The 24,262-nt window shown below is 59.2% G+C and carries 29 protein-coding genes; 28 read left to right on the plus strand and 1 reads right to left on the minus strand.

Annotated features, from left to right (window positions below; all coding sequences use genetic code 11):
* Nucleotides 1-53 precede the first annotated feature (53 nt).
* From AC3ITN_RS01620 to AC3ITN_RS01630, 3 genes are all read left to right on the plus strand, one after another.
* Nucleotides 54-1,022, plus strand: a complete 969-nt coding sequence (locus tag AC3ITN_RS01620; protein ID WP_489391845.1) for a histone — start codon at nt 54-56, stop codon at nt 1,020-1,022.
* 90 nt (nt 1,023-1,112) lie between these two features.
* Nucleotides 1,113-1,886: a TSCPD domain-containing protein gene (locus tag AC3ITN_RS01625; RefSeq protein ID WP_489391846.1), complete on the plus strand. Its 774-nt coding sequence runs from the start codon at nt 1,113-1,115 to the stop codon at nt 1,884-1,886.
* A gap of 15 nt (nt 1,887-1,901) precedes the next feature.
* Nucleotides 1,902-2,579, plus strand: coding sequence for a hypothetical protein (locus AC3ITN_RS01630; RefSeq protein WP_489391847.1), 678 nt, complete (start codon nt 1,902-1,904; stop codon nt 2,577-2,579).
* A 45-nt stretch (nt 2,580-2,624) separates the two neighbouring features.
* On the opposite strand, the gene AC3ITN_RS01635 is transcribed toward AC3ITN_RS01630, so the two are convergent.
* A complete protein-coding gene (locus AC3ITN_RS01635; protein ID WP_313347338.1) occupies nt 2,625-2,987 on the minus strand; it encodes a DUF1428 domain-containing protein in 363 nt (120 codons plus the stop codon).
* 699 nt (nt 2,988-3,686) lie between these two features.
* On the opposite strand from AC3ITN_RS01635, the gene AC3ITN_RS01640 reads away from it, so the two are divergent.
* The 25 genes from AC3ITN_RS01640 (at nt 3,687) to AC3ITN_RS01760 (ending at nt 23,688) form a co-directional block, all read left to right on the plus strand.
* Nucleotides 3,687-4,259 (plus strand): OmpO family porin, encoded by a 573-nt coding sequence (locus AC3ITN_RS01640; protein WP_313347340.1) that lies wholly within the window; start codon nt 3,687-3,689, stop codon nt 4,257-4,259.
* A gap of 91 nt (nt 4,260-4,350) precedes the next feature.
* Nucleotides 4,351-4,644 carry a hypothetical protein gene (locus AC3ITN_RS01645; RefSeq protein ID WP_313347342.1) on the plus strand — a complete coding sequence of 98 codons (294 nt, stop codon included), beginning with the start codon at nt 4,351-4,353 and terminating at the stop codon, nt 4,642-4,644.
* 225 nt (nt 4,645-4,869) lie between these two features.
* On the plus strand, nt 4,870-5,370 hold the full coding sequence (locus tag AC3ITN_RS01650; protein WP_313347344.1) for an Imm26 family immunity protein: 501 nt from the start codon (nt 4,870-4,872) through the stop codon (nt 5,368-5,370).
* Nucleotides 5,371-5,701: 331 nt separating this feature from the next.
* Complete coding sequence (locus AC3ITN_RS01655) at nt 5,702-6,181, plus strand: hypothetical protein (RefSeq protein WP_489391848.1); 480 nt, start codon at nt 5,702-5,704, stop codon at nt 6,179-6,181.
* Between the two features lie 180 nt (nt 6,182-6,361).
* Nucleotides 6,362-7,864 carry an RHS repeat-associated core domain-containing protein gene (locus AC3ITN_RS01660; protein ID WP_489391849.1) on the plus strand — a complete coding sequence of 501 codons (1,503 nt, stop codon included), beginning with the start codon at nt 6,362-6,364 and terminating at the stop codon, nt 7,862-7,864.
* 5 nt (nt 7,865-7,869) lie between these two features.
* Entirely contained in the window at nt 7,870-8,193 is a 324-nt protein-coding gene (locus tag AC3ITN_RS01665; protein ID WP_489391850.1) for a hypothetical protein, read from the plus strand.
* 214 nt (nt 8,194-8,407) lie between these two features.
* Nucleotides 8,408-9,964, plus strand: coding sequence for an RHS repeat-associated core domain-containing protein (locus AC3ITN_RS01670; RefSeq protein WP_489391851.1), 1,557 nt, complete (start codon nt 8,408-8,410; stop codon nt 9,962-9,964).
* Complete coding sequence (locus AC3ITN_RS01675) at nt 9,961-10,263, plus strand: hypothetical protein (RefSeq protein ID WP_313347350.1); 303 nt, start codon at nt 9,961-9,963, stop codon at nt 10,261-10,263. The genes AC3ITN_RS01670 and AC3ITN_RS01675 overlap by 4 nt, the downstream gene beginning before the upstream one ends.
* 338 nt (nt 10,264-10,601) lie before the next feature.
* Entirely contained in the window at nt 10,602-12,296 is a 1,695-nt protein-coding gene (locus tag AC3ITN_RS01680) for an RHS repeat-associated core domain-containing protein (protein WP_489391852.1), read from the plus strand.
* 4 nt (nt 12,297-12,300) lie between these two features.
* Nucleotides 12,301-12,726, plus strand: a complete 426-nt coding sequence (locus tag AC3ITN_RS01685; RefSeq protein ID WP_489391853.1) for a DUF4279 domain-containing protein — start codon at nt 12,301-12,303, stop codon at nt 12,724-12,726.
* A 54-nt stretch (nt 12,727-12,780) separates the two neighbouring features.
* The gene (locus AC3ITN_RS01690) at nt 12,781-13,434 is read left to right on the plus strand and encodes an RHS repeat domain-containing protein (protein ID WP_489391854.1); all 654 of its coding nucleotides are present in this window, start codon (nt 12,781-12,783) and stop codon (nt 13,432-13,434) included.
* 5 nt (nt 13,435-13,439) lie between these two features.
* The gene (locus tag AC3ITN_RS01695) at nt 13,440-14,051 is read left to right on the plus strand and encodes an RHS repeat-associated core domain-containing protein (protein WP_489391855.1); all 612 of its coding nucleotides are present in this window, start codon (nt 13,440-13,442) and stop codon (nt 14,049-14,051) included.
* A complete protein-coding gene (locus AC3ITN_RS01700; RefSeq protein ID WP_489391856.1) occupies nt 14,048-14,620 on the plus strand; it encodes a tetratricopeptide repeat protein in 573 nt (190 codons plus the stop codon). Before AC3ITN_RS01695 ends, AC3ITN_RS01700 begins: the two co-directional genes overlap by 4 nt.
* A 57-nt stretch (nt 14,621-14,677) precedes the next feature.
* Nucleotides 14,678-16,513, plus strand: coding sequence for an RHS repeat domain-containing protein (locus AC3ITN_RS01705; protein WP_489391857.1), 1,836 nt, complete (start codon nt 14,678-14,680; stop codon nt 16,511-16,513).
* Between the two features lie 143 nt (nt 16,514-16,656).
* Nucleotides 16,657-16,992: a hypothetical protein gene (locus tag AC3ITN_RS01710; RefSeq protein ID WP_489391858.1), complete on the plus strand. Its 336-nt coding sequence runs from the start codon at nt 16,657-16,659 to the stop codon at nt 16,990-16,992.
* Nucleotides 16,993-17,096: 104 nt separating this feature from the next.
* A complete protein-coding gene (locus AC3ITN_RS01715; RefSeq protein ID WP_489391859.1) occupies nt 17,097-17,771 on the plus strand; it encodes a hypothetical protein in 675 nt (224 codons plus the stop codon).
* 291 nt (nt 17,772-18,062) lie between these two features.
* Complete coding sequence (locus AC3ITN_RS01720) at nt 18,063-18,317, plus strand: HNH endonuclease (RefSeq protein WP_489392860.1); 255 nt, start codon at nt 18,063-18,065, stop codon at nt 18,315-18,317.
* Nucleotides 18,317-18,757, plus strand: coding sequence for a DUF4265 domain-containing protein (locus tag AC3ITN_RS01725; protein ID WP_489391860.1), 441 nt, complete (start codon nt 18,317-18,319; stop codon nt 18,755-18,757). Before AC3ITN_RS01720 ends, AC3ITN_RS01725 begins: the two co-directional genes overlap by 1 nt.
* Before the next feature lie 370 nt (nt 18,758-19,127).
* The gene (locus AC3ITN_RS01730; protein ID WP_489392861.1) at nt 19,128-19,391 is read left to right on the plus strand and encodes an energy transducer TonB family protein; all 264 of its coding nucleotides are present in this window, start codon (nt 19,128-19,130) and stop codon (nt 19,389-19,391) included.
* Entirely contained in the window at nt 19,357-19,635 is a 279-nt protein-coding gene (locus tag AC3ITN_RS01735) for a hypothetical protein (protein ID WP_489391861.1), read from the plus strand. Before AC3ITN_RS01730 ends, AC3ITN_RS01735 begins: the two co-directional genes overlap by 35 nt.
* Before the next feature lie 390 nt (nt 19,636-20,025).
* Nucleotides 20,026-20,514, plus strand: a complete 489-nt coding sequence (locus AC3ITN_RS01740) for a hypothetical protein (RefSeq protein ID WP_489391862.1) — start codon at nt 20,026-20,028, stop codon at nt 20,512-20,514.
* A 178-nt stretch (nt 20,515-20,692) separates the two neighbouring features.
* Nucleotides 20,693-21,070 (plus strand): hypothetical protein, encoded by a 378-nt coding sequence (locus AC3ITN_RS01745; protein ID WP_489391863.1) that lies wholly within the window; start codon nt 20,693-20,695, stop codon nt 21,068-21,070.
* Nucleotides 21,071-21,381: 311 nt separating this feature from the next.
* Nucleotides 21,382-21,825, plus strand: a complete 444-nt coding sequence (locus AC3ITN_RS01750; RefSeq protein ID WP_489391864.1) for a hypothetical protein — start codon at nt 21,382-21,384, stop codon at nt 21,823-21,825.
* Between the two features lie 790 nt (nt 21,826-22,615).
* Complete coding sequence (locus AC3ITN_RS01755) at nt 22,616-23,167, plus strand: hypothetical protein (RefSeq protein WP_489391865.1); 552 nt, start codon at nt 22,616-22,618, stop codon at nt 23,165-23,167.
* On the plus strand, nt 23,164-23,688 hold the full coding sequence (locus AC3ITN_RS01760; protein ID WP_489391866.1) for a hypothetical protein: 525 nt from the start codon (nt 23,164-23,166) through the stop codon (nt 23,686-23,688). The genes AC3ITN_RS01755 and AC3ITN_RS01760 overlap by 4 nt, the downstream gene beginning before the upstream one ends.
* Nucleotides 23,689-24,262: the final 574 nt, after the last annotated feature.

The following is a 24,262-nucleotide window of genomic DNA, read 5'->3' on the forward strand; positions in this document are numbered from 1 at the left end:
GCCGGTATAGCATCGCCAGCGAAATCACTGACTGGCCCCTCAGGAGGCAAAACATGAGCAACGGAAATGGTGTGACCGCGACCCTGTCGCAGGGTGTGGAGAATGTGAAAGAAACCGCCGGCAACGTCGGCGAGTCCATCGCCCACACCGCTGAAGAAGTGGTGGCCTCGGTGAAGAAGACCGCCAAGCGCGCGCGCAAGGCAGCGACCACCCAGGTTGCCAAGGTCAAGAAGGCCGTCAAGAAGGCCGAGAAGACCGTCGCCAAGAAGGCTGACAAGGCCGCCAAGTCGGTTGGCAAGACCCTGGCCAGCGCCAAGAAGAAGCTGGAAGCGGCCAAGTCCAGCGCCAAGGCCGAGGCCGCCTCGCTGAAGAAGCAGGTCGCCAAGAAGAAGGTTGCCGCCGAGAAGGCCGTGACCAAGACCACCAAGGCTGCCGGCAAGAAGGCCGCCGCTGCCAAGAAGACCGTGACCAAGAAGGTCGCCACCGCCAAGAAGGCCGTGACCAAGAAGACCGCCGCTGCCAAGAAGGTTGTGGGCAAGAAGGTCGCCGTGGCCAAGAAGGCTGTGGCCAAGAAGTCGACCGCCGCCAAGAAGGTGGTCGGCAAGAAGGTTGCCGGCAAGAAGACCGTCGCCGCCAGGAAGACGGTCGGCAAGAAGGTCGCCGTGGCCAAGAAGGCTGTCGCCAAGAAGTCGGCCACCGCCCGCAAGGTCGCTGGCAAGAAGACCGTGGCCGCCAAGAAGGCCGTCGGCAAGAAGGTCGCCACTGCCAAGAAGGCCGTGACCCGCAAGACCGCAGCGGCCAAGAAGGTCGTCGGCAAGAAGACCGCCGTCGCCCGCAAGACCGTCGGCAAGAAGGTCGCCGTGGCCAAGAAGGCTGTCGCGAAGAAGTCGGCTGCCACCAAGAAGGCCGTCGGCAAGAAGACCGCCGTTGCCCGCAAGTCGGTCGCCCGCAAGGCCGCACCGGTGAAGCGCGCTGCCAAGACCGTGGCCCGCAAGGCCCCGGCCAAGCGCGCACGCAAGTAAGCAGGTAACGCACGGCGCCTGCCCCTGGGGCGGGCGCCGTGATGCGGTCGCAGACGGTTATCCCCTGCAAGCGCAACGAGGAACCGCACCATGGCTGTCAGGATCGATCAGAAGATCAAGGGCTACGCCGTCGTCACCCCCGAGGAGAAGACGCGCCAGGCCGCTGCCTCCGCAGCGCCCCTTCCCGACGCCCCCCAGGACGCCGCCAACGCCGACGACATCGTGCAGATGCACGAGCGCATCGAGCGCCCGGAGGTACTGGTCGGCAACACCTACAAGATCAAATCGCCGCTGGTGGAGCACGCCTTCTACGTGACCATCAACGACATCGTGCTCAACCCGGGCACCGAACACGAGCTGCGCCGCCCCTTCGAGGTCTTCATCAACTCCAAGTCGATGGAGCACTTCCAGTGGATCGTCGCGCTGACCCGCATCATGTCCGCCGTGTTCCGCAAGGGCGGCGACGTGACCTTCCTGGTCGAGGAAATGAAGGCGGTATTCGACCCGCGCGGCGGCTACTACAAGGCCGGCGGCGTCTACATGCCCTCGCTGGTGGCTGAACTGGGCAGCATCGTCGAGGAGCACCTGAAGTCGATCGGCCTGCTGCACGACCCGGAGCTGAGCCCCGAGCGGCGCGCGCTGATCGCAGAGAAGCGCCGGCAGTACGAAGACCGGACCGCGACGCCTGCGCCCGCCGTCATGGCCAACAGCACCGCCGACCACGAAGAAGACCTCGCCATCACCGGCGACGGCGCCAGCTTCCCGCCCAGCGCCAGCATGTGCCACAAATGCAATACAAAGGCCCTGGTGCTCATGGATGGCTGTGCGACGTGCTTGAACTGCGGGTATTCCAAGTGCGGGTGAGCGGCGGCAACGGGCATGCGTAACCTCGACTTCAGCTCTTGGCAGGCGATGCTCTCCACGCTCGTGGGGCTGGCGGTGATCACCCTGATCGGCGTGGGCATCCGCCTGCTGGTGATGCAGACCCTGCAGCAGCGGCGCGAGCGCGAGAACCGGCAGATCAACGAGCGGTTGCGCACGCTGATTGCCGCCTACAAGACCTTGGGCGGGTCATTCACCGGTGCGCTGCACGTCGACCCGCGCCACCTGCGCGACCTGCGCCAGACCGCCGGCGCGGCTGACGATGCCCTGGCCGTGCCGGCCGACACCGGCAGCGACCGCGCACGCCGGATCCGCGACGCGGTGGAGGCGGCGCTGTCGGACATCGTGCTGCTGGGCACCGACGCGCAGGTGCGGCTGGCCGCACATGCCGCCACCGAACTGGCCGAAGGCCGCGCCGTGCCGACTGCCGAACTGGTGGTGTCGCTGCGCGACTTCATCCGCGAGGCATTGGACCTGGACCCCATTCCCGCCAGCGTGGTCATCCCACGCCAGGGCCCCGCACGGCCCGCGCCCGGCGCCAAGGGCAAAGGTGCCGAGGCGGGAGACAAGGGCAAGGGGGGTGGTGGTGGCGGTGGAATGGGCGGTATGGGAGGCGGCGCCGGTGGCATGGGCGTCGGCCATGCGGGCGACGACGACAGCAGCCACGCGCGCTGAGCCACGCGGTGGCTGCCTGTGTCGCACGCCGCGTGCGGTAGCGCCTTACTTCCCGTGCAGTTCCACGATCGGCACGAAGCCGGCGTAGATCATGCGCTTGCCGTCGAACGGCATCGGGTTGTTGGCCGGATCCATGCGCGGGTCCTTCATCATCTTCTCCATGCCCGCATCGCGGGTGGCCTTGTCCGGCCATTCGATCCAGGAGAAGACGATGGTTTCATCGTCCTTGGCGTCGACTGCGCGGAAGAAGTCGGTCTGTTTGCCGTGGGTGACATCGTCGCCCCAGCATTCGACCACGCGCGTTGCCCCGAATTCGATGAAGACCGAATCGCCTTCGTTGGCGTGTTTGATGAATTTGTCTTTGTTGGCGGTGGGTACGGCCAATACGAAACCGTCGATATAGGACATCTGCTGCCTCCGGGAGCGGTGCGCCGCACTGGGCACCTTCACTGACTACGACGCGTGGGGGCGCGGGGAATCGACACTGCCGCCATGCCCCGTGCGGCCGCGTGATGAATCCGTTTTGGCACGATCCAAACAATATCAATCAATGGCTTGGCCGCTATCTGCGCCGCACTGCAGCGCGAGCAGGGTCAGAAAACCCTTAACGACAATGAGGGACATCCTGATAGCAGCGGACCCGGGTTACCCCCAACATCGACGGGCCGGGCAGGATGCCTCACGGAACCTGCGGTTCGACGCCTGAGCTGCGTCGGCCGGTGCATTACGGAGGATGGACGCGTTAGCCGACTACTCCCCAAGAGCGGCTTCCCCAGCGCGTGACGCCCCGCAAGGGTATCGTCGTGACCAGATTCCTTTCGTACTGTCGACCGCGAGATCGTCATGCGCGTACCGACCTCTCATCATCGCCATGCGCCCGCGTCGTAAACGCGCGGTTCATCGTGCGGCGCGAACACGCGCAAAACACCTGAAAAATGCAGCGCGCGCGTATATGCCACGGCGTGACTGAATGGTTGCCCAAAATTCACGGAGCTGAAAGCGGCTTACTTCAGGGCGCGTTGTGTCGAATAACGGAGAATTTACATTCCCGATGCAGAAGCCGCTTGTGCCACTGCACGACCGAAACAACAGAAAAGGTGTACCCCCATGAAGACGTCCCTGTTTGCCCTGGCGCTCGCCGCCGCCCTTCCGTTCGGCGCTTCGGCCGCTGAAGGCCTGTCCTACAACTACGCCGAAGGCGATTACGTCAAGACCGATGCCGATGGTGGCAAGGCCGATGGTTGGGGCGTCAAGGGCTCGTACGGCTTCCTGCCGAATTTCCACGCGTTTGGTGAGTACAACCAGCAGAAGACCGACATCGGCGACTTCAAGGTTGACCAGTGGCGCGTCGGCGTGGGCTACAACCACGAAATCGCCACCAGCACCGACTTCGTGGGCCGCGTTGCCTACAACAAGTTCGACCCGAAGGAAGGCCTGGACTTCAACGGCTACAGCGCGGAAGCCGGTATCCGTACCGCGTTCGGCCAGCACGCCGAAGTCTACGCAATGGCCGGCTACGAGGATTACAGCAAGAAGCACGGCATCAATCCGGACGGCGCGTTCTACGGCCGCCTGGGTGGCCAGGTGAAGTTGAACCAGAACTGGGGCATCAACGGCGACATCAAGATGGATCGCCACGGTGACAAGGAATGGTCGGTCGGCCCGCGCTTCAGCTGGTAAGCGGCATCTGATCGAATCGCTGCGCGCCTGATCGGCGCGGCGACAAAGGGCCCGGCAGTTTGCCGGGCCTTTTTTTTGCCCCGGGGTGGGTATGGCCGTACAGCGGCCCACCAGCGGCGGGCCGTATTCGTGGTTGACGGCAGACTTCACCTGGTTCTCCTGCACGCCATCGCGCCAGAACGCGGCCGGCGAGGGCTTCGTGGCCCACACGCCCGATGGCATGCGCTACACGTTCGACTGGGAGGCCGGCTTCTACGAGCCCCGTGTGGCCGCCGCCAACCTGATCAACCCGGCCAACGCCAGCCGCCTGCGCTCCGAGCTGTATGTCACGCGCGTGGAAGACCGCTTCGGCAACTGGGTGAGCTACCAGGCAGCTTTCTCATGACAGGTCTCTTGGGGTCCACCACATCTATGAGGTGATTGAGCGCGCTAATCCGGGAAAAGATCTGCAAGTCGCCGAAGAAACTCAAATTCGTGCTCATGGAGGACTTAGTAGGAATGGCGGAGGATTGGTGAATAAAAGGAACGATATGCGAGAAGAGAGGTATCGTGCAGGGGGAGGCAGTGCTCCGGCTCCGTTGGCATCGAAGATAAGAAGGTAGGTAGTGTGATGGCAAAGTTCAACGCAAAGTCGAAGTGGGAGATTGGCGATGTTTTTATCATTCCGCTCTTGGATGGCTCGGGCTGTATTGCTCAGGTCGTTGGGAGGGAACGTGAGATTCTTAACAGCGCAACGATCGCAATTTTCGATGTGAGACAGGAGTACTCGAGCGACAATCTCCCGGGCTTGACTAAAAACGACGTCTTCTCGTTGATCTTGGCAACGAAGGACCTGTTGGACTCTGGTCGGTGGCGAGTTCTATCTGATGGGAAAGGGCCGATCAAGGAGGTGAATCCTTACGAGCATCTCAGGTCGAACGGATTCATTGGCGCTAAAGTTCTCGGCTCGGGATTTATTGAAGATTTTATTAATGCATTTTATGGCTTGGAGGATTGGGATGATTGGTACTTGCCGAATTATCTTGATCAATTTTTAGTTTCGCTTGACAAGAAGCCTTTGGGACGCCTGAGGTTCTGCGGCCGACATGACGGTGCGGGCAGTGCAAGCTGAGAAATTCCCCGGCACCTCGGTGGACCCGGTGACGGCACACAGCCAGCCCGTGGGTAGCTTTCATCGTTGCCGATATGGGAGCGAGAATACTTACAAGTTTAATGATCCCGACGGGTGCCAAAGTGTGTCTGTCATCTACGCTGATTGCGCCGGGTTAGTGGGTGTTGCACTTGGAATTTGAGTCCAAGAGGTGCCTTTCAGCAGTTCACTCCAGACGGAAATGCTCCAGTACGAGGCGCTGAGGTGCGGAGTATATCGATTGATACAAAAACGCTTGATACAAAGCTAGAGCCAGATAGGCGGCTGGCGCCCACAGGATCTCACATAAAAAATGATCGCCGAAAAGGGGTTCGATATGCGTTTAAGAATCGTGCGTTTGATATTCGGAGTTGGGGTCGTTCTGGGTGTGGCGTCGTGCTCTGAGCAGGATGTCGAGGGCGCTACACCGGGTCAGCGCCACCGGCTGAATGAAGACCAGATCAAGCATGAGGAAACAAAGGCGAAGGCAGGCGACGCTGAGGCTGCCACTCGGCTGGCGAATCACTACCAGTGGGCCGTGGGTGATGGTGATAGCGCTGACCGATGGCTTGAGAAGGCTGTTGACCTTGGAGATCACTATGCGATGATCAATCTGTCATCGAAGCTATCCGCAAAGCAGAACGAACCCGATTGCAAGAGAGCAGAGAAGCTGCTTGTTCTTGTGCTTGAGACCAATCCGAATAGGAAGGCGGAACAAGATGCTCGCCGTGATCTTCGGACGCTTCATGATGGCGTGGGTGGGGAAGGGTTCTGTACTCAATGGCTTCATTGATTGAGGTTTATGAGGTGCGCCTCCCAAAACAAAATCCGGCGAGACTCTAAGCCAGCAGCGACTGATTAGTGGTACAAGAGCGGCCACCTGGCTGCGCAGACTTGGTCGCAGGGCCTGCAGGTCACCTACGCGCCCAACGCGCTGGGCCAGCCCACCCAGGCCGGCACCTTCGCCACGGGTGTGCAGTACTACCCCAACGGCGCGGTGCAGCAGTTCGTGTACGGCAACGGCATCGTCCACCAGATGCAGCAGAACGCCCGGCTGCTGCCGGCGCGCAGCACCGACACCGGCACGCTGGACCTGCTCACCAGCTTCGACGTCAACGGCAACGTCAGCGCCATCAACGACCTGGTGCAGGGCAGCGGCCATGACCGCCAGATGCAGTACGACGCGCTGGACCGGCTCACCGCCGCCTACTCACCGGCCTTCGGTGGCGATGGCTGGTACCGCTTCGGCTACGACGCCCTGGACAACCTGCGCACATGGACCCAGCCGGGCGAAGGCCAGCGCCGGTATGACTACGACAGCAGCAACCGCCTGACCCTGGTGCGCAATGCGGCCGGCGCGGGCATCATCGGCCTGGGCTACGACGTGCAGGGCAACCTGTCGATCAAGAATGGGCAGGCGTATGAGTTCGACCTCGGCAACCGGCTGCGCCAAGCCACCAACCTGGAGCGTTATCGCTACGACGGCCATGGCCGGCGCAGCTCGGTGATTGATGCGGGGAGTGGCAAGACCCGGCATTACCTGTACAGCCAGGGTGGGGCGCTGGCGTACCTGTGGGATCAGGGTACGGGTGAAACGACGCAGTACATCCAGCTGGCTGGAAGCCTGGTGGCAACCCGCAAGACAGCAGCAGGTGGCGCGGTGAGCGTGCGCTACCAGCACACTGATGCGCTGGGCAGCCCGGTGGCCGAGACCAATGAGCAGGCGGGGGTGGTGCAGCGGACGGCGTTCACGCCGTATGGCGCGAGCATCGGTGTGCAGAAGGATGGTGTGGGCTACACCGGACACGTGATGGATGGGAGTACCGGGCTGACGTACATGCAGCAGCGGTATATGGACCCGACGGTGGGGGTGTTCCTGTCTGTGGATCCGGTGACGGCATATGAGCAGCCCTTGCGGCAGTTCAATCGGTATCGATACGGAGACGGAAATCCATATAGATTCGCGGACCCAGACGGACGCCAGTCAACCACGCTTCCCCATACGATCTACCCGATGCCAGTGCCGCACTCCGGGGGGATTCAACGGAACGAAAGCTCCGAAGGTGACGCTCGTCCGGTTGCGGGCAATGGCGAGAGGCCGACAACGAGGCCAACGACGCGACCTACAGGTCGGGATACAGTACGCAGGGGGCGAGACGGTCAGCCAGTCTCGCCAGGCGATAGCTCGGGAAATCGGTTTCCCGACAGGCCCCTGCCCCAGAAACCCAGTGGAGAACCGGCACCCGATCCAGATGCAAATGGACCTCACACCCAACTCGGGCAGAAAGAGGGAAGAAACGGAAAGTACGACCAAGCAAGAGAATTTGATGGCGACGGAAAGCCCGTCAAGACGATCGATTTCACTGATCACGGACGTCCGAAGGACCACCCAAATCCACACGAGCATCCCTACAAGCCAAATCCTTCAGGTGGAACGCCCGCCCGAGGTGATGCAAAGCCGCTTAATGGAGGTTGACGACAATGACTGATATGGATTGGAGCTTCCCAATTCCTGGAAAACGGATTAGCGCAGTACTCGCAGCCCGCTTCAAGCCAAATGAAGAGTGGTGCCTAAGGTTCTTCGATGTTCCGTCCGGGGACCGACCAATGCCTGCATTGGATGCAATTCGCGCGAGTATGTCGGAAGCGCCGATGACTGTGACGACAGCGGCCCTTTGCGACGCTCTTCTGATGGCCCCGCAGGTCTGGCAGCTAGATATAAGGCTGATTTCTGATGCGTCTGTTCAGCTGTACATTGAGGACGGCAAGGTCTTTGAAATAGACCTGCCTGAAGCGAACCAGTAGGTACTCCGGGATTTCGTCTATGTAACTTGGCGCAGACCCTCCTCGACCAGTACGAGACCCCTGTGGTGGGGTAATGTCGGTGCAGCCACTGTAAGCATTGGCCGGTCAAGGTGGCACTGAAATCCATCAAGTGGACGAGTATGCAAAAGCTATCAGACATCTGAATCGCCCAACCTAAGGGGATGATGAAGAGCTAAGCACCGACGCTACCGGCGTGCACTACTACCCCAACGGCGCGGTGCAGCAGTTCGTGTCCGGCAACGGCATCGTCCACCAGATGCAGCAGAACGCCCGGCTGTTGCGGGCGCGCAGCACAGACACCGGTACGTTGGATCTGCTCACCAGCTTCGACGTCAACGGCAACGTCAGCGCCATCAACGACCTGGTGCAGGGCAGCGGCCATGACCGCCAGATGCAGTACGACGCGCTGGACCGGCTCACTGCCGCCTACTCACCGGCCTTCGGTGGCGATGGCTGGTACCGCTTCGGCTACGACGCGCTGGACAACCTGCGCACCTGGACCCAGCCGGGCGAAGGACAGCGCCGCTATGACTACGACAGCAGCAACCGCCTGACCCTGGTGCGCAACGCGGCCGGCGCCGGCATCATCGGCCTGGGTTATGACGTACAGGGCAACCTGTCGATCAAGAACGGACAGGCGTATCAGTTCGACTTCGGCAACCGGCTGCGCCAAGCCACCAACCTGGAGCGCTACCGCTACGACGGCCATGGCCGGCGCAGCTCGGTGATCGATGCGGGGAGTGGCAAGAACCGGCATTACCTGTACAGCCAGGGTGGGGCGCTGGCGTATCTGTGGGATCAGGGAACCGGTGAAACGACGCAGTACATCCAGTTGGCTGGAAGTCTTGTGGCGACGCGGAAGTTGGATGCGGGTGGTGCGGCAAGTGTTCGCTACCAGCACACCGATGCGCTCGGCAGCCCGGTGGCAGAGACCAATGAGCAGGCAGGGGTGGTGCAGCGGACGGCGTACACGCCCTATGGTGCGAGCATCGGGGCGCAGAAGGATGGTGTGGGGTATACCGGCCATGTGATGGATGGGAGTACCGGGCTGACGTATATGCAGCAGAGGTATATGGATCCCACGGTGGGTGGCTTCCTCAGCGTTGATCCAGTTACAGCTCACAGTAGCCCGGTCGGGGCATTCAATCGATACAGGTATGCCAACAACAGCCCATATCGGTTCTCGGATCCGGATGGACGTCAGGCAATCTCAATGCCAGCGCCTTACCTGTTTCCCGTGGTGGTAACCGGAGCTAGAGATAGTACTCAGAGAAGCGAAGCCTCGGATGGCGACAATCGAGGAAGCGGGCCAGACGGTGGACGACCTACGACTAGGCCCACTGGACGTCCGACAGGGCGAGATTCGGTCCGTAGAGGGCGAGATGGGGCTCCAATCGCTTCGTCGAACGGGAGGTCTGGGCCTGGTGATCTCCATGCTCCTGGTGATGTTCCTGACGGCACGGTAATCGTACGTGGAGGGCAAAGCGATATGCCCTCGCCCGGCACAACCTTTTCAGGATCGCAGGGAAACACTGTTAGTGAAGCGGGAGCTGCTGTTCCCCACGGCTCGATTCGTCCAACAACTGCTGGCAATATTCGGGCTGGCGGAGGCACAGTTGAGGTCTCGCCCGAAAAGACATCTGGCGGAAACGTCAATGGAAATCACGTGAACATAACAGAAGGAAAGAAGGGGAGCTCCTTCGGTCCAGTTCAACCAAATCCAGTTCCTAAGGCGGATAGAATCAAATGAAGATTCCGGTGAATCAGCTGCTAGAGATAGTTAAGTACAGGGATTTCTATGATATTCCACGGGTGATTCTGGCAAAAAGTGATGGGCCTATGTTCTGGATACTTGGAAGCGCGTTTGATGACGGTGCCGACGACTACAAGGATAGCTACTCGATATTTTTCGCAGGACAGAGTATCGAACACGCGGACGAAACTTTTCAGCGGCACTGCCAGGGCGTTGTGGGAGAGTCGATGGGAGAGCTGCCGGTCTCTCAGTTCGAATTCGATCGCACACGGCGTGCATCGTTCTTCATACGCTGAGTAACGCACCCATTCCCTTCATATTCGATAGAGCAGCCGTTGTGGCACTTTCATCACTTCTGGTCTCGCTTTCAGGATTCACGACGGTCACGTGATCAGCGTGGTTGCTGTCTATGGCGCGGTCAAGGAAGCCAAGCCTCCGTTCGGTCTGCGACCTGGTGCAGATGTCGTGGAAACAGTGAGTCGGACATTCCCGGTCGCAGGCGGCGAAGCTTTTGTGGTGCCAGATAGATCCGGTGCGGTCATTGTGAGAATTATCCGAGAGCCAGGGCTGGGTCTACCCGCCCGATGGCCTGCCGGCGCAGATCACCACCCAGAACGGCGACGGCACCCCGGCGGTGGTCAACACCTACGTCTACAACAAGCGCCGCCTGCTTACCGGCGAAACCCTCAGCCAGCAGGGCCTGCTGGATCTGAGCCTGGGTCAGGGCTACAGCAGCAACGGCCACCTGGCTGCCCAGACCTGGCCGCAGGGCTTGCAGGTCACCTACGCCCCGAATGCGCTGGGCCAGCCCACCCAGGCCGGCACCTTCGCCACGGGCGTGCAGTACTACCCCAACGGCGCGGTGCAGCAGTTCGTCTACGGCAACGGCATCGTCCACCAGATGCAGCAGAACGCCCGGCTGCTACCGGCGCGCAGCACCGACACCGGCACGTTGGACCTGCTCACCAGTTTCGATGTCAACGGCAACGTCAGTGCCATCAACGATCTGGTGCAGGGCAGCGACCATGACCGCCAGATGCAGTACGACGCGCTCGACCGGCTCACCGCCGCCTACTCACCGGCCTTCGGTGGGGACGGCTGGTATCGGTTCGGCTACGACGCCCTGGACAACCTGCGCACCTGGACCCAGCCGGGCGAAGGCCAGCGCCGGTATGACTACGACAGCAGCAACCGGCTGACCTTGGTGCGCAACGCAGCCGGTGCCGGCATCATCGGCCTGGGCTACGACGTGCAGGGCAACCTCTCGATCAAGAACGGGCAGGGGTATCAGTTCGACTTCGGCAACCGGCTGCGGCAAGCCACCAACCTGGAGCGCTATCGCTACGACGGCCATGGCCGCCGCAGCTCGGTGATCGATGCGGGGAGTGGCAAGAACCGGCATTACCTGTACAGCCAGGGCGGGGCGCTTGCGTACCTGTGGGATCAGGGTACCGGTGAAACGACCCACTACATCCAGTTGGCTGGGAGCCTGGTGGCAACCCGCAGGACAGCAGCAGGTGGTGGGGCAGTCAGCGTGCGCTACCAGCATACCGATGCGCTCGGCAGCCCGGTGGCGGAGACAAATGAGCAGGCTGGAGTGGTGCAGCGCACGGCGTATACGCCGTATGGCGCGAGCATTGGTGCACAGAAGGATGGTGTGGGCTACACCGGGCACGTGATGGATGGGAGTACAGGGCTGACGTACATGCAGCAGCGGTATATGGATCCTACGGTGGGGGTGTTCCTGTCGGTGGACCCCGTGGAGGCGTATAGCGGCCAAGCGGACCAATTTCATCGATATCGATATGCGAACAACAGTCCGTACAGATACGTGGACCCAAATGGTCGGGAGGCTGAAGATGACAATCTGAGCGATCAGAAGATCACCGAGATGAAGCCTGTTGAAGTGTCTGCTCGCAAGGAAGCACCTTCATCGCCTAATGGCCAAGCGTCCGTTGTTACGCTTGGTACAGTAGTTGTACGGGCTACCCCCGCAGTGATGACTGTCTCGAGCGGCGTTGCAGCGGTTGTTGCTGCTCCATTCCTTCTGTTCGCAGCTCCGCATCCCTGCGGCGGTCGGCGCTGCGGGGAGCTCACCGAGGAGTCGAGGCGCCATGCTCCAGGAATATGGCCCGGTGACACGGGGGCTGATGAATGGGGTAGGCGGAACGGAATTGGTGCCAACGAAGGACGACGGCGCTTTCATCGCATCAAGCAGGCGGACAAGGGGCAAGGCGGAGGAAAGGGAAAGGACAACTATGGAACGAACCCCAGCACCGGTGATGTAGTCAACCCTCAAGGTGAAACGGTAGGAAACTTAGGAGGATAGTGTCTTGAATCAAGAGCCCGAAACATGTGATCTGACGTTATTTATTAAGGGGGATGCACTTCAGCCAAATGTACTCACGGCGACCCTGGGCGTTTCGCCCACAAAGGCGCATCGCAAAGGGTACACGTGGACTACCTCTGGAGGGGCTCAAGTAGTTGAGAAGACCGGTCTCTGGATGCTCGCCTTGAGCGGCGCTGCATCAGACATATCATCAATGATCCTGCAGCTCAGTTCGATCATTGAAGTGGCCGGTCACGCAATTCTTAAGCTGCCTGGCGTAGAGGTAGCCTTTGTCGACTTCTTGATAATGGTGCCGGCACTCCCAGGCGGAGCGGCCGACTGTCATTTAGTTCTCAGTCTTCCTGCTGTGGCCGCGCTCGGAGAGTTGGGGCTCCCCGTTGAGCTCTCGTTCGCGGCGGTCGTTCCATAGACTTGGGCACGGCCAGCGATGGGTAGCCGGGAATGGCTGCGATCGCCAAGTGCAATGTTGGGCGTGCACCGGCTCACCGCCGCCTACTCACCGGCCCTCGGTGGAGATGGCTGGTACCGCTTCGGCTACGACGCCCTGGACAACCTGCGCACCTGGACCCAGCCGGGCGAAGGCCAGCGCCGGTATGACTACGACAGCAGCAACCGGCTGACCCTGGTGCGCAACGCAGCCGGCGCAGGCATCATCGGCCTGGGCTACGACGTGCAGGGCAACCTGTCGATCAAGAATGGGCAGGCGTATGAGTTCGACCTCGGCAACCGGCTACGCCAAGCCACCAACCTGGAGCGTTATCGCTACGACGGCCATGGCCGGCGCAGCTCGGTGATCGATGCGGGCAGTGGCAAGAACCGGCATTACCTGTACAGCCAGGGTGGGGCGCTGGCGTACCTGTGGGATCAGGGGACCGGTGAAACGCCGCAGTACATCCAGCTGGCTGGAAGCCTGGTGGCAACCCGCAAGACAGCAGCAGGTGGCGCGGTCAGCGTGCGCTACCAGCACACCGATGCACTGGGCAGCCCGGTGGCGGAGACCAATGAGCAGGCAGGGGTGGTGCAGCGGACGGCGTTCACGCCGTATGGCGCGAGCATCGGTGTGCAGAAGGATGGTGTGGGCTACACCGGCCATGTGATGGATGGAGTACCGGGCTGACGTATATGCAGCAGCGATACTACGATTCCTCTGTCGGACAGTTCCTATCCGTCGACCCCGTATCAGCGCTACAAAGTCCTATCGGTGCCTTCCATCGGTACTGGTATGCTGATCGTAATCCTGACGGATACGTAGATCCGGATGGCCGTGAACCAATAGATTCACGCATGCCTGAGCTGCAACCTGTCCCAAGAACGCTTGCGACGGTCACTGTGAGCGCCCCGAAAGCAGTGACTGGACCGCAGCCGAGCTTCTTCAGATTGACGACTGTGGCAGCTCTCCGTCGGGATACCTCCGCTGACCAGGCAGTGCGTGCTGGTGAATTGACCAGAACAGTCACTCTGCCTGCGGTCATGGTTACCGCAGCACCTTCAGCCGTGGCACTATCCGCCACGACTCTTCCAGTTGGCGGAGACGCAGCTCTTGTTGCAGGACCAGCCATCTTCAAGTCCAAGGTGGCAAGAGAGGCCTTGTACTACGCGTGTGTAGGTGTAGGCGTATGCAACGGGCAAAGGCCAAGCATGCAGCGCATTCAGCAACAAGAGAGGATTCAACAGGTAAAACATGGGGCGGAACGTGAAACACACGCTAAGACGCGGGAGATTCCGAATCCATGACAAATGTAAGTGACGAATTTCGATTTGCGGTTGCACTCCTGGAGCAGGGCCGAGCTACAGAAGCGTTGAGCTTGGCAGAGTCGCTGATTACATCAAAGGATGAAAGGTGTCAGTTGGACGGCTATATGTGCCGAGGAATGATATATGAGGATGGCGGAACTGATCTTTGCGTTGATCTCGACCGAGCTCTGGACGACTATAGGCGCGCCTCATTAATCGCGCCGAACTCAATGACCTTTATGAGTCTGGCACGAGTATCCCTAAAACGCAGGGATTTTGCAGAGACACTACGATTCCTTCAAATTTCCAAGGAGCATGAAATGACCCCGGAGGTTCTTTTGGGGTTTGCTCAATACTTTGAGGAGCTAGTTCCAATGGATGCTTCGGAGGCCAAGTCATATTTTCTTAGGGCTGCATTGAAAGGGCGCTTCGCGGGGTTCTTCGGCTACTCAAGGGTTTCGCGAAAAACAGGGCAGCCGGTTCGAGCGGGTGTTATGGATGCGCTGCGATTACTGGTCGGTCCCTTCATCGCACTGGCGATTGGCGCTCGAGCTCGCTATCAGTTCTAACTGGGCTGAGGCAGCGGTCACTGACATGCGCTTCGTTTATGAGGCTGAGTAGCTCACTTGAGCGCCCTCGTTCTTAGAGGGCCGCTAGTCAGCATAGTGGCGCGGGCCCTAGCGCTTGAAGCCCTCAGCCAGCAGGGCCTGCTGGATCTGAGCCTGGGCCAGGGCTACAGCAGCAACGGTCACCTGGCCGCGCAGACTTGGCCGCAGGGCCTGCAGGTCACCTACGCGCCCAACGCGCTGGGCCAGCCCACCCAGGCCGGCACCTTCGCCACGGGTGTGCAGTACTACCCCAACGGCGCGGTGCAGCAGTTCGTGTACGGCAACGGCATCGTCCACCAGATGCAGCAGAACGCCCGGCTGCTGCCGGCGCGCAGCACCGACACCGGCACGCTGGACCTGCTCACCAGCTTCGACGTCAACGGCAACGTCAGCGCCATCAACGACCTGGTGCAGGGCAGCGGCCATGACCGCCAGATGCAGTACGACGCGCTGGACCGGCTCACCGCCGCCTACTCACCGGCCTTCGGTGGCGATGGCTGGTACCGCTTCGGCTACGACGCGCTGGACAATCTGCGCACCTGGACCCAGCCGGGCGAAGGCCAGCGCCGCTATGACTACGACAGCAGCAACCGCCTGACCCTGGTGCGCAATGCGGCCGGCGCCGGCATCATCGGCCTGGGCTACGACGTGCAGGGCAACCTGTCGATCAAGAACGGGCAGGCGTATCAGTTCGACTTCGGCAACAGGCTGCGCCAAGCCACCAACCTGGAGCGTTATCGCTACGACGGCAATGGCCGGCGCAGCTCGGTGATCGATGCGGGCAGTGGCAAGAACCGGCATTACCTGTACAGCCAGGGTGGGGCGCTGGCGTACCTGTGGGATCAGGGTACGGGTGAAACGACGCAGTACATCCAGCTGGCTGGAAGCCTGGTGGCAACCCGCAAGACAGCAGTAGGTGGCGCGGTGAGCGTGCGCTACCAGCACACTGATGCGCTGGGCAGCCCGGTGGCCGAGACCAATGAGCAGGCGGGGGTGGTGCAGCGGACGGCGTATACGCCGTATGGCGCGAGCATCGGAGCCCAGAAGGATGGTGTGGGCTACACCGGACACGTGATGGATGGCAGTACCTTGCTGGCGTATATGCAGCAGCGGTATATGGATCCGACGGTGGGGGTGTTCCTGTCGGTGGATCCGGTGACGGCCCTTACCAATCCAGTCGGAATGTTTCACCGATATATGTATGCAAACGGAAATCCATCTAGATTTATCGATCCAGATGGTCGCGCAGCCTGTGGAAAGGACTGGGACTGTCGCATGGAGCAAAGGGCAGGCGGGGGTGGCTTAACCGGCGGGCAACTGGCTGCGATCTGGAAGAACCCGCAGGCATACATAGATAGGGTAAATGGCACCCCAAACAGACAGCAATCTGAATCGAGTTCAGCGCGCTACTTCGCAGAGGTGGCTCGCCCCGTCACAATCGCAACCCGGCTCGAGGTGGGCGCAGACATCGCAAAACTTGGTATCAAGTCCTTTTCAGTAGTGAACTTTGAGTTAGGGGACCTCACGTCTGGGCAGGGTGCAGGGAGTCTGATGCAGGGTCAGAGCAACTACAATGACCCGGGCATAAGGGTCGCGATCGCACATACGCACCCCGTAAATACGGCATTTAGCTACTGGCGAGGGTCATGCTATTGCGGTGGGCGATGGGAGGGAAGTTTGTATCGTGGAGACCTTGAGCGGGCTCGGTCTGCTGGAGTGAATAGTTACGTTGCCGCGCCAAGTGGGGCAGTTATGGGCTTCGACTTCAGGAGCATGAGCCACGCAGTGGAATCCCAAAGATCAAATCCGAACGCATACATATCAGCCGAAGGCTACTTCTTTGAGGTCAAGTGATGAACGTACATCGTTACTCCTCTGCAATGGCACTCATTCTTCTCGCACTCGCAGGTTGCGCTAATTCGTCGAGCGACAGTCAAAAGAATTCGGTCCCCGCGGCGTGTAAGATTCGTGGAAATAGTGCCGATTCAGTCATCTGTATGACGTCTTTCACCAGCGTTCTCGCGGATCCTCGCCATTTTGACGGAATGACAATCTCCATGGGTGCGTGGGTCGAAAGTGTGAATGATGTGGTGATAGCATTTCCTTCCCAGGACTCACTGCAGTTGCGGGACTCATTTAGCTCTGTCGTTGTCTATCATGCGGACAACCCCAAGGTCGTAAAGTTCCTTGCCGGTCTGCCTTCATCCGATCCGAAGTTCGTTCGGATAACTGGTGTTTTCCACTGGATTGCAGATGATGCTAAGGATTCGCGTGCCAATCCAATTGATGCGAATCGCGTCGGTGTTATGGAGAGGGTTGACGTCTCCCTTTAGTCTCGGTGCAAATCGCCTTCCCGCACAGTCATCATGCGCCACGCCTCTTAGTGGTATGTGGGGTACCACGCCTGGCTCTGAAGAGCATTCGCTGGAGGTGGAGAATGACATCAGGAAGGAAAACGGAATTCAAGGCAGAGAGACCTACTATCGTGAATCCGTCGAACCGTAATCGTCACGCCTGGGGTGTGCTGACGCTCTCTGCCGCTCTGATCTCGCTTCCGGCGAGGTCCGACGAGCAGGAGGTCAAGTGGTCCTTGGATGATGATCATTCCTACTACGCACGTCTGGCAGAGGGTCGTGGTGGGAGTGAGTACTCGGTCTTGCCGGCCTACTTGGCATCGGCCATGCAGTCGGCTCGCTACCTCAAGGGTGCGCAGGGTGCGGCGACCCTAACCTGTCGCCGGTGGATTGCATTCCAGAGCATTGAGGCAAACTCCTCTCGTTACAGTCTTTCGTTCTTGTGCGATTCGAAGCGGGGATGGGTGGAGCTTGGGGCCGGATGGAGGTCGTCGGATGCACTTCAGCGCAAGGGACTTGCTAGCGCGGCGAAGCTAGATGAAATTATGGCTCGAGCTAAAGTCGCCGAAGGCGAGTTCGTTAAACCTAGCGTTTATGGCTTGCCAGCAAAATACTTGACTTCCTTCGACGGTGTGCGCGTACGACGGCTCGCTGTCTACTGGCTTACAGGTAGCGAGATCGAGGATGAGCAGTTATCTGCGGCAATGAGGGTTATTCGCGACCTGGAGGATGTGGTAGCTCACGACGATGCCGAATGAAGGCCGAAGGAGGCGGATCTTGCTCGGCGCGCCGCATATCACCGTTACAACATGCACCGCTTGCTTACCCGCGAAACCCTCAGCCCTGCGTGGCTCGATAGATCTGAGCCTAGGCCAGGGCTGCAGCAACAACGGCCACCTGGCCGCACAGACCTGCAGTGCCTGCAGGTCACCTACGCCCCCAATGCGTTGGGCCAGCCCACCCAGGTCGGCACCTTCGCCACGGGCGTGCAGTACTACCCCAACGGCGCGGTGCAGCAGTTCGTGCACGGCAACGGCATCGTCCACCAGATGCAGCAGAACGCCCGGCTGCTGCCGGCGCGGAGCACCGACTCCGGAACGCTGGACCTGCTCACCAGCTTTGATGTCAACGGCGCTGTGGCAGGGAGAGCTAATGCTCCAGGTCTTACAAACTCTAGAGAAAGGGATCATATCGATCCTGCCTCTCGAGGCGGAGACAATAGTCCAGAGAACGGAAGAGATGCGTGTCGCACGTGCAACCGAAGCAAGAGTGCAAAAACCCCAGATGAGTGGAGTCCGGACTAATGCCGACGTCTCTTGAAAAGATCAGGTTCGTTACTGAGAACAACGAAGTTGAGGTGATGCATGCTCAGCGGCGCGACGACGGACTCTTTGTGCTTGATAATTCTCCATTCCACGCATACGGCATCAGCCTTGGTGACGTCTTCGCAGTTGTGGACGCGGATGATGGCTTGAGATTCTCAAAAGTCGTTGAGCGAGGAGGGCACTCGACGTATAGAGTTCGCTTGCCTAGCGGGGATGGTCATGATCGCTTTCTAGAACTAGGGGAAGAGCTTGAGCAGCTCGGCTGCAGCTATGAGGGCTCTGGTCTGAGCAGTCAGCGACTCTACTCCCTAGACGTTCCTCCGGCGGCGCCTCTTGATTCGGTCTATGAAATCCTTGAGAGAGGAGAACAGAACGGCATATGGGAATTCGAAGAACCTCATTGCTCCAAAGGCTCTTAACAGCTCGATAGGGTGAAGCTCCGTCATACCAAGTAGAGTGGCCTGATAAAGCGCATTAGCGCGTTTCGCAGCGCCAAGTAGGGCTGATTACTGACGTGCGTGCACTGGTCGAGCCTGTTCGGGTCGATCAGCTCACCTTTCTCAAGTTGTTTCACTGTATGAAGCGATCAAAAGCACAGAAGAATTCAGCACCCGAGCTGCATCAGCAAGGAGCCTGCATGCTATACAGGGATTCCAATTCCAACTCCGTTGATTGAAGGGGGCTGAAATGCTTCATAAGATTATGCTTCTGCTGTCTCTTGCGGCGAGTGATGAGTCGAGCGGGTGCAAGGGTGGCGAGTGGGGACCGGTTGTCGCCGAGAGCGAGTCAATGATTCGGCACCGAGAGCCGTTTAACGTGCCAAGAGATCCTCTTGGGGCTGAGTACGATAGATCTTGCGTAAGAATCGCATTTCAGATAAACGAACGCGGTGACCCGATCAATGTAAAAATCGCAGAGAGCTCTGGGAGTAGGGCGATTGATATGGTGGCCAGGGAGACGATTAAGAAATTCAAGCTGATGGTTCCGGATGACCGCCGCAAAAACTTTGCGCTAGTCTTTGAATATCCCGCTGATGCGGGTGAGTCACCCTAGCCGTCTGGCATCAAGAACCCAGCCGGGAGAAAGCCAGCGCCGGTACGATTACCACGGCAGCAACCGCCTGACCCTGGTGCGCAATGCGGGCAGTGCGGCGATCGTCGGCCTGGGCTGCGACGTGTGGGGCAACCTGTCGATCAAGAACGGGCAGGCGTATCGGTTCGACTTGGAAACCGGCTGCGCCAAGCCACCACCCGCGAACGCTATCGATACGACGGCCATGGCCGATGCAGCTCGGTGATCGATGCGGGTAGTGGCAAGAACCGGCACTACCTGTCCAGCCAGAGTGGCGCGCATGCGTATCTGTGGGATCAGGGTGCCGGTGAGCGCACGCAGTACATCCCGTTGTCAACTTCGGCCGGGCGCGACACATATCTAGAGCCGCAGACGGACACGTCAATCCCGCAGCCTTGGCCTCTCATGTAAGATTTGTGCGTCTGTTTCAGTCTGTCGGATCGAACACATCAAACATTAGGCGGGACGCTGTCTCTGCTGGCCTAATAACGCAAGACGGAGCCGCATCGAGGGTTGGCGCGTATACTCAGACCATGCCAGGGGTCAAATAGGTGCGGGTAACAGTGAGGAATGCTCAGAATCAGAATGCAGATATAAATGCAGTGGGTCGTGCGATATGAGTACGTTTTCTCAAGAGCCCCGCGATGTTGAAGCGGCGTTAGCGTACTACGCCGGCGCTGGTCCCGAATGCACAAGTGAAAAGCTTGTCGCAGACTTTATGGTTTTTTGCTGGCAGTCGATCGATCCTGGGCGCTCGGCTGCATTGGGTTTGAGTTCAAGCCTTGTCTCTGAGCTAGCTGAAAAACTGTCAGCATTGATGGCGACATCAATGCGGGAATTCTCTAGGTCGAGCGCCCCGGTCTTCTGGTGTCGATATATCAAATGGGCAGACTATGGAGATGACTTGACGGTGCAGGATTGCATGAAGTTCATCATGGGCAATCCTGGATACCTGGAGCCCTGTTTCCACATCTATTCATCTACAAGTGGGGCGAAGATGAAGAGTGAGGCATTGCAACTTCTTGCTGAAGAATCGGACTCGAACAGTATGCGAGCCCGCTACGTAAGGTCAGTGATCGAAAGTACATTGAATGCCCATCGATGAATCTTCGTCATTTGTGGCTTTGTCATCTGAGCCTGGGCCTCGTCTACAGAAGCAATGGCCACCTCGCCGTACAGACCTGGCCCGAGGTCCTGCAGGTTGCCGGCGCACCGAACGCGCTAGGCCAGTCCATCCAGGCTTGAACCTTTGCCCCGGGCGTGCAGTACTACCTCAACCCGCGGTGAGGCAGTTCGTAGACGGCAGCAGCATCAAGGTTTGTGCTGAGAACATCATTAGGTATATTCAGGTGAGCGCGGCGGAGCAATTGCCGGTTGAGACATTGGGTCATGACGGTAGTGAGCGCGCATGGGCTCTCTATGGGTGGTCGAAGCTGATTGGTGAAGATGTATGTTCTGTCGACATCTCTCGTGTTGGTGTGCTCACCCTTACCTTAGGGGTCGTTGCGGTTGATATTTCATCAGATTCATTAGGTTCTGAAGAGATCTGGTCGATCACAAGTGATGCGCCAAATTCATTCGGCGAACGCCAGTGGAGTGTCTCCTTGGATGACGCTGATGTGGTGACATCGACGTATCCGGAGGGATACTGCCCCGCATGATTCGGAGTGCCATCCATGAGCAAAGAGTTCAAGCTGAAGGCGGACGAGATAAGGCCTATTGCGCACGGCTACGGGAGCTGCCTGGCTACTGATCGAATTACCGTACGAGCGAACCCAAGCGGGATTTGTCTTGGTGTCGGAGTAGGGAGCGGTGCATGCTCATGCTCAAGAGTGGAGCCGGAGGGCCTAAGAGTAGAAGCCACCGTTGCGAAGATGGACTCGAACCGCATAGCGCTTGAGATGCCCAGGCCGGTGACGAGAGAAACAGCAGGCAGAATGCAACAGGGCGTTCGGACTTGAGGAGAGATGCAGTGAACAGCAGGCTGCCGAAGGTGATCGCCCTTGGCTACTACGACGGTCCAACCGAGGGCATTGTGACGTGTCCCAATGGAGCTGAGTCGTACTTCTATCTTGTTGCATGGGATTCAGACCAGGATCAGCGCTTGTACGCCGTGCTGGACGCTCCGTCTTCAGAGTTGGGGTGCCTTGTCTCTGCACTGAAGCCGCCATCAGCAGCAGATGCCTGGCTGCCCGATTGGAAGGCAATCAGCGATACATCGAAGTGGGAGATCGAAGGCCTGATCGGGACATGGAGGCGGCGCGTTGTGGATGTCGGCTATCTGGTGCTTTCAAGGGATGTGAGTGGACCAGAACGGCGCCAGGTGGGCATATGCAGCGAGCACAGGGGTCGATTGGAGCTTTGCCTAAGAATGGACTCTCCCGGCGACCTGGCAGATTGGCAGGGACTACTTTAGGGCCATTCGAGTGTTGGATGGTTGCATGGTAGGCGCTTCCATCCGAGCTGACGATCGAGGCCGTCCAGCGTATATGCTGTGCCAGTTGCCGGGCGTCGCAATGAAGAGATGTGCGGGGTGAGGTGTCATTGGAGGAATGCCTGTGAGAACGGTGGCGCTGGCTGCCAGGGGGTATGAGCCGTGAATAGGGTGGCACTTGCTCTACTGTCCACATTGATCTCTGGCTGCTCGCAATCTCCAGTCGCAGGATCATTCTGTCAGGCGGTCGCCTCTAGTTCGCCGACTTATGAGTTGGCCGTGCGCGATGTATACATATATGGAACCATGGAGCACGGCTCAATCCTGATTTCACCGTCATGCTTGCAGCCTGCCTATACGTTCTACAGCTTTCAGGATTCTGTATCGTAGGAACATGGGGCGGCAGACAGGATTCATAAATTCAATCACGCGGTCTACCACTCACCAGCAAAAGCTGGTGGTCTGTTCAAGGTCAACGCGGTTCTAAACATCGATCCCGAATCGCGACTTGCTGAGCTTTATGACATCAACGATTTCCAAGAGGTTGATGATGCGGAGGCCAGGCAAATCATCGGGATGCTGCGAGAAAGCAGAAGATGACTCCCCTGTCCGATTGGGGGAGTGGCTGTCTCGTGCGCCGCACCTGCGCCGCCTTCTGTCGCGCCAGTGGGCGTGTGGGAGTAGTGCGGCTGACGGCGCACGAGCAATGGTCAACAGGTGGCGGAAGGAAGGTTCCCGCAACCACGACTCGGACACTCAGGAGTGTGATGCGATGGAAGAGGATCTAATGAATCTGCTCGGGGTCTTTGTTTCGGATGCTCGACCGCCCGACAGTCCTGTCATGGACGAGTACTGGGCCGCACTTGCCTTCGACAGGAACCTATACGAGGATCTTGCGCCCTCTGACGTCTGGGAGGCTTGGCTTGCGACACACCGAGAACTGACCGATCCTGATTGCCGGGTATGGATCATGTCCGTTGCGCAGCTCAGTAGTGGCGGTAGCCCATTGGGTGTTGTTCCCATCATGGATTCACTGAGGGAATATTGGTTGAAGGACGCGAACTTCCTCAGTGACCACTACGTGTTTTCGGTGTCCTCCAGGTCGCTGGTGCGCCTTGATCAGGACGTGACCCTCTTTGCAGCCACGAGCGCCTTCGTATCCAGGTGCGTAGAGGGTCTTGGGGGACTGGATCTGATGATGTCCAGGATGAATGATGACTTCGGTTCCGGGGATGACGATTCTGAGGGGCTGCGAGCCTTTCTACGTGAGAACACCAAGGCGCTGAATGCCCGCGATGCCGGAGGAGCTTCCTGCGTCCCATGATGCACTTCACTACCAGCGTTCCCATTGCCGACGGCAGGATTCTCCTTCCAATGCAGGTTGAGGGGATCAAGAGAGAGAGCCTTGCATCGGCATTGGCCGGAGATCGCCTGCTGTCGATCTCGGTTCCACGTTCGCAATCTCTTGAGAAGGCGTGGTATGCGCAGGCCAAGCTGTCGTCCGGTAGGGTCTTGGAGTTCTCTGGGTCCAGTACGGAGGTTGGAAACTGGGAGGAGTACGGCACGATCAATGTGGCGGTCTCGGACGCTCCCATTGAAGTTGGTGCAGCGTTGTCAGTTCTCTGTGTTGGAGGCTTCCTGATTGAGTCGGTTCAGCTGATGGTGATCGATGAGGGTCGATATCACATTGAGGCGGGAATGATCATCAAGGCAGCGGATGATCGCGTGCTGGTTGTTGTCGCCGGAGAGATTCCTGGTGCATTCTCACTTGTATTGCCAGACGGCCAGGGCAGGCTGGATCCGCAGTTCCCTTGGCAGCGCTATGGGGCCGAGCCAGTCGATTGACCCGGCGCATTCGCGAGTTCATTCAAGGCCGCTCGTGCTAGGCCTTGGTGCAGATCACTTTTGATCAGGTGAGGCGGTTCAAATGAGGAGGTCGATAGCTTTAGTGCTCGGCTGTATCATCGCTACCGGCCTTGTTCGGGTCGATTTTCCAACGTCGATTGGCGCAACTCTGCTCACCTTCGAGCCGCTGCCTCCGCCACACCGACCTTGGCGTCGCGCTGGTGTGTCGCTCAGCTCAGCGCTTTCAGTTCCGCGCTGGAGTCCATCAACCCTGCGATCGAATAGTGAAATCGGAGATGTCATACGATGAACCGAATCTTCGGGGTGCTGTTCGTCTCGGTCGTGGTCGCCGTTGGCGTTTGGATGCTCTTCTTTCTACCGGGGTGGGTAGGGTCGTGATCTGCGGTGGTCTCCTGCTCTGTGCGACAGCTGTCACCGTCCTTGCGAACTTGGGCGCTGTGGGTAGACGTAAGGTCGCCAGACTCTGGAAGAAGTTCTTCGATTCTTTGTACGGTGTGTGATATGGAGCAGGGTGGACGTACCACGCATCGACCAACTGGAACTCTAGTGGGGA

Source organism: Stenotrophomonas sp. KH_036_B (genome assembly GCF_057839485.1).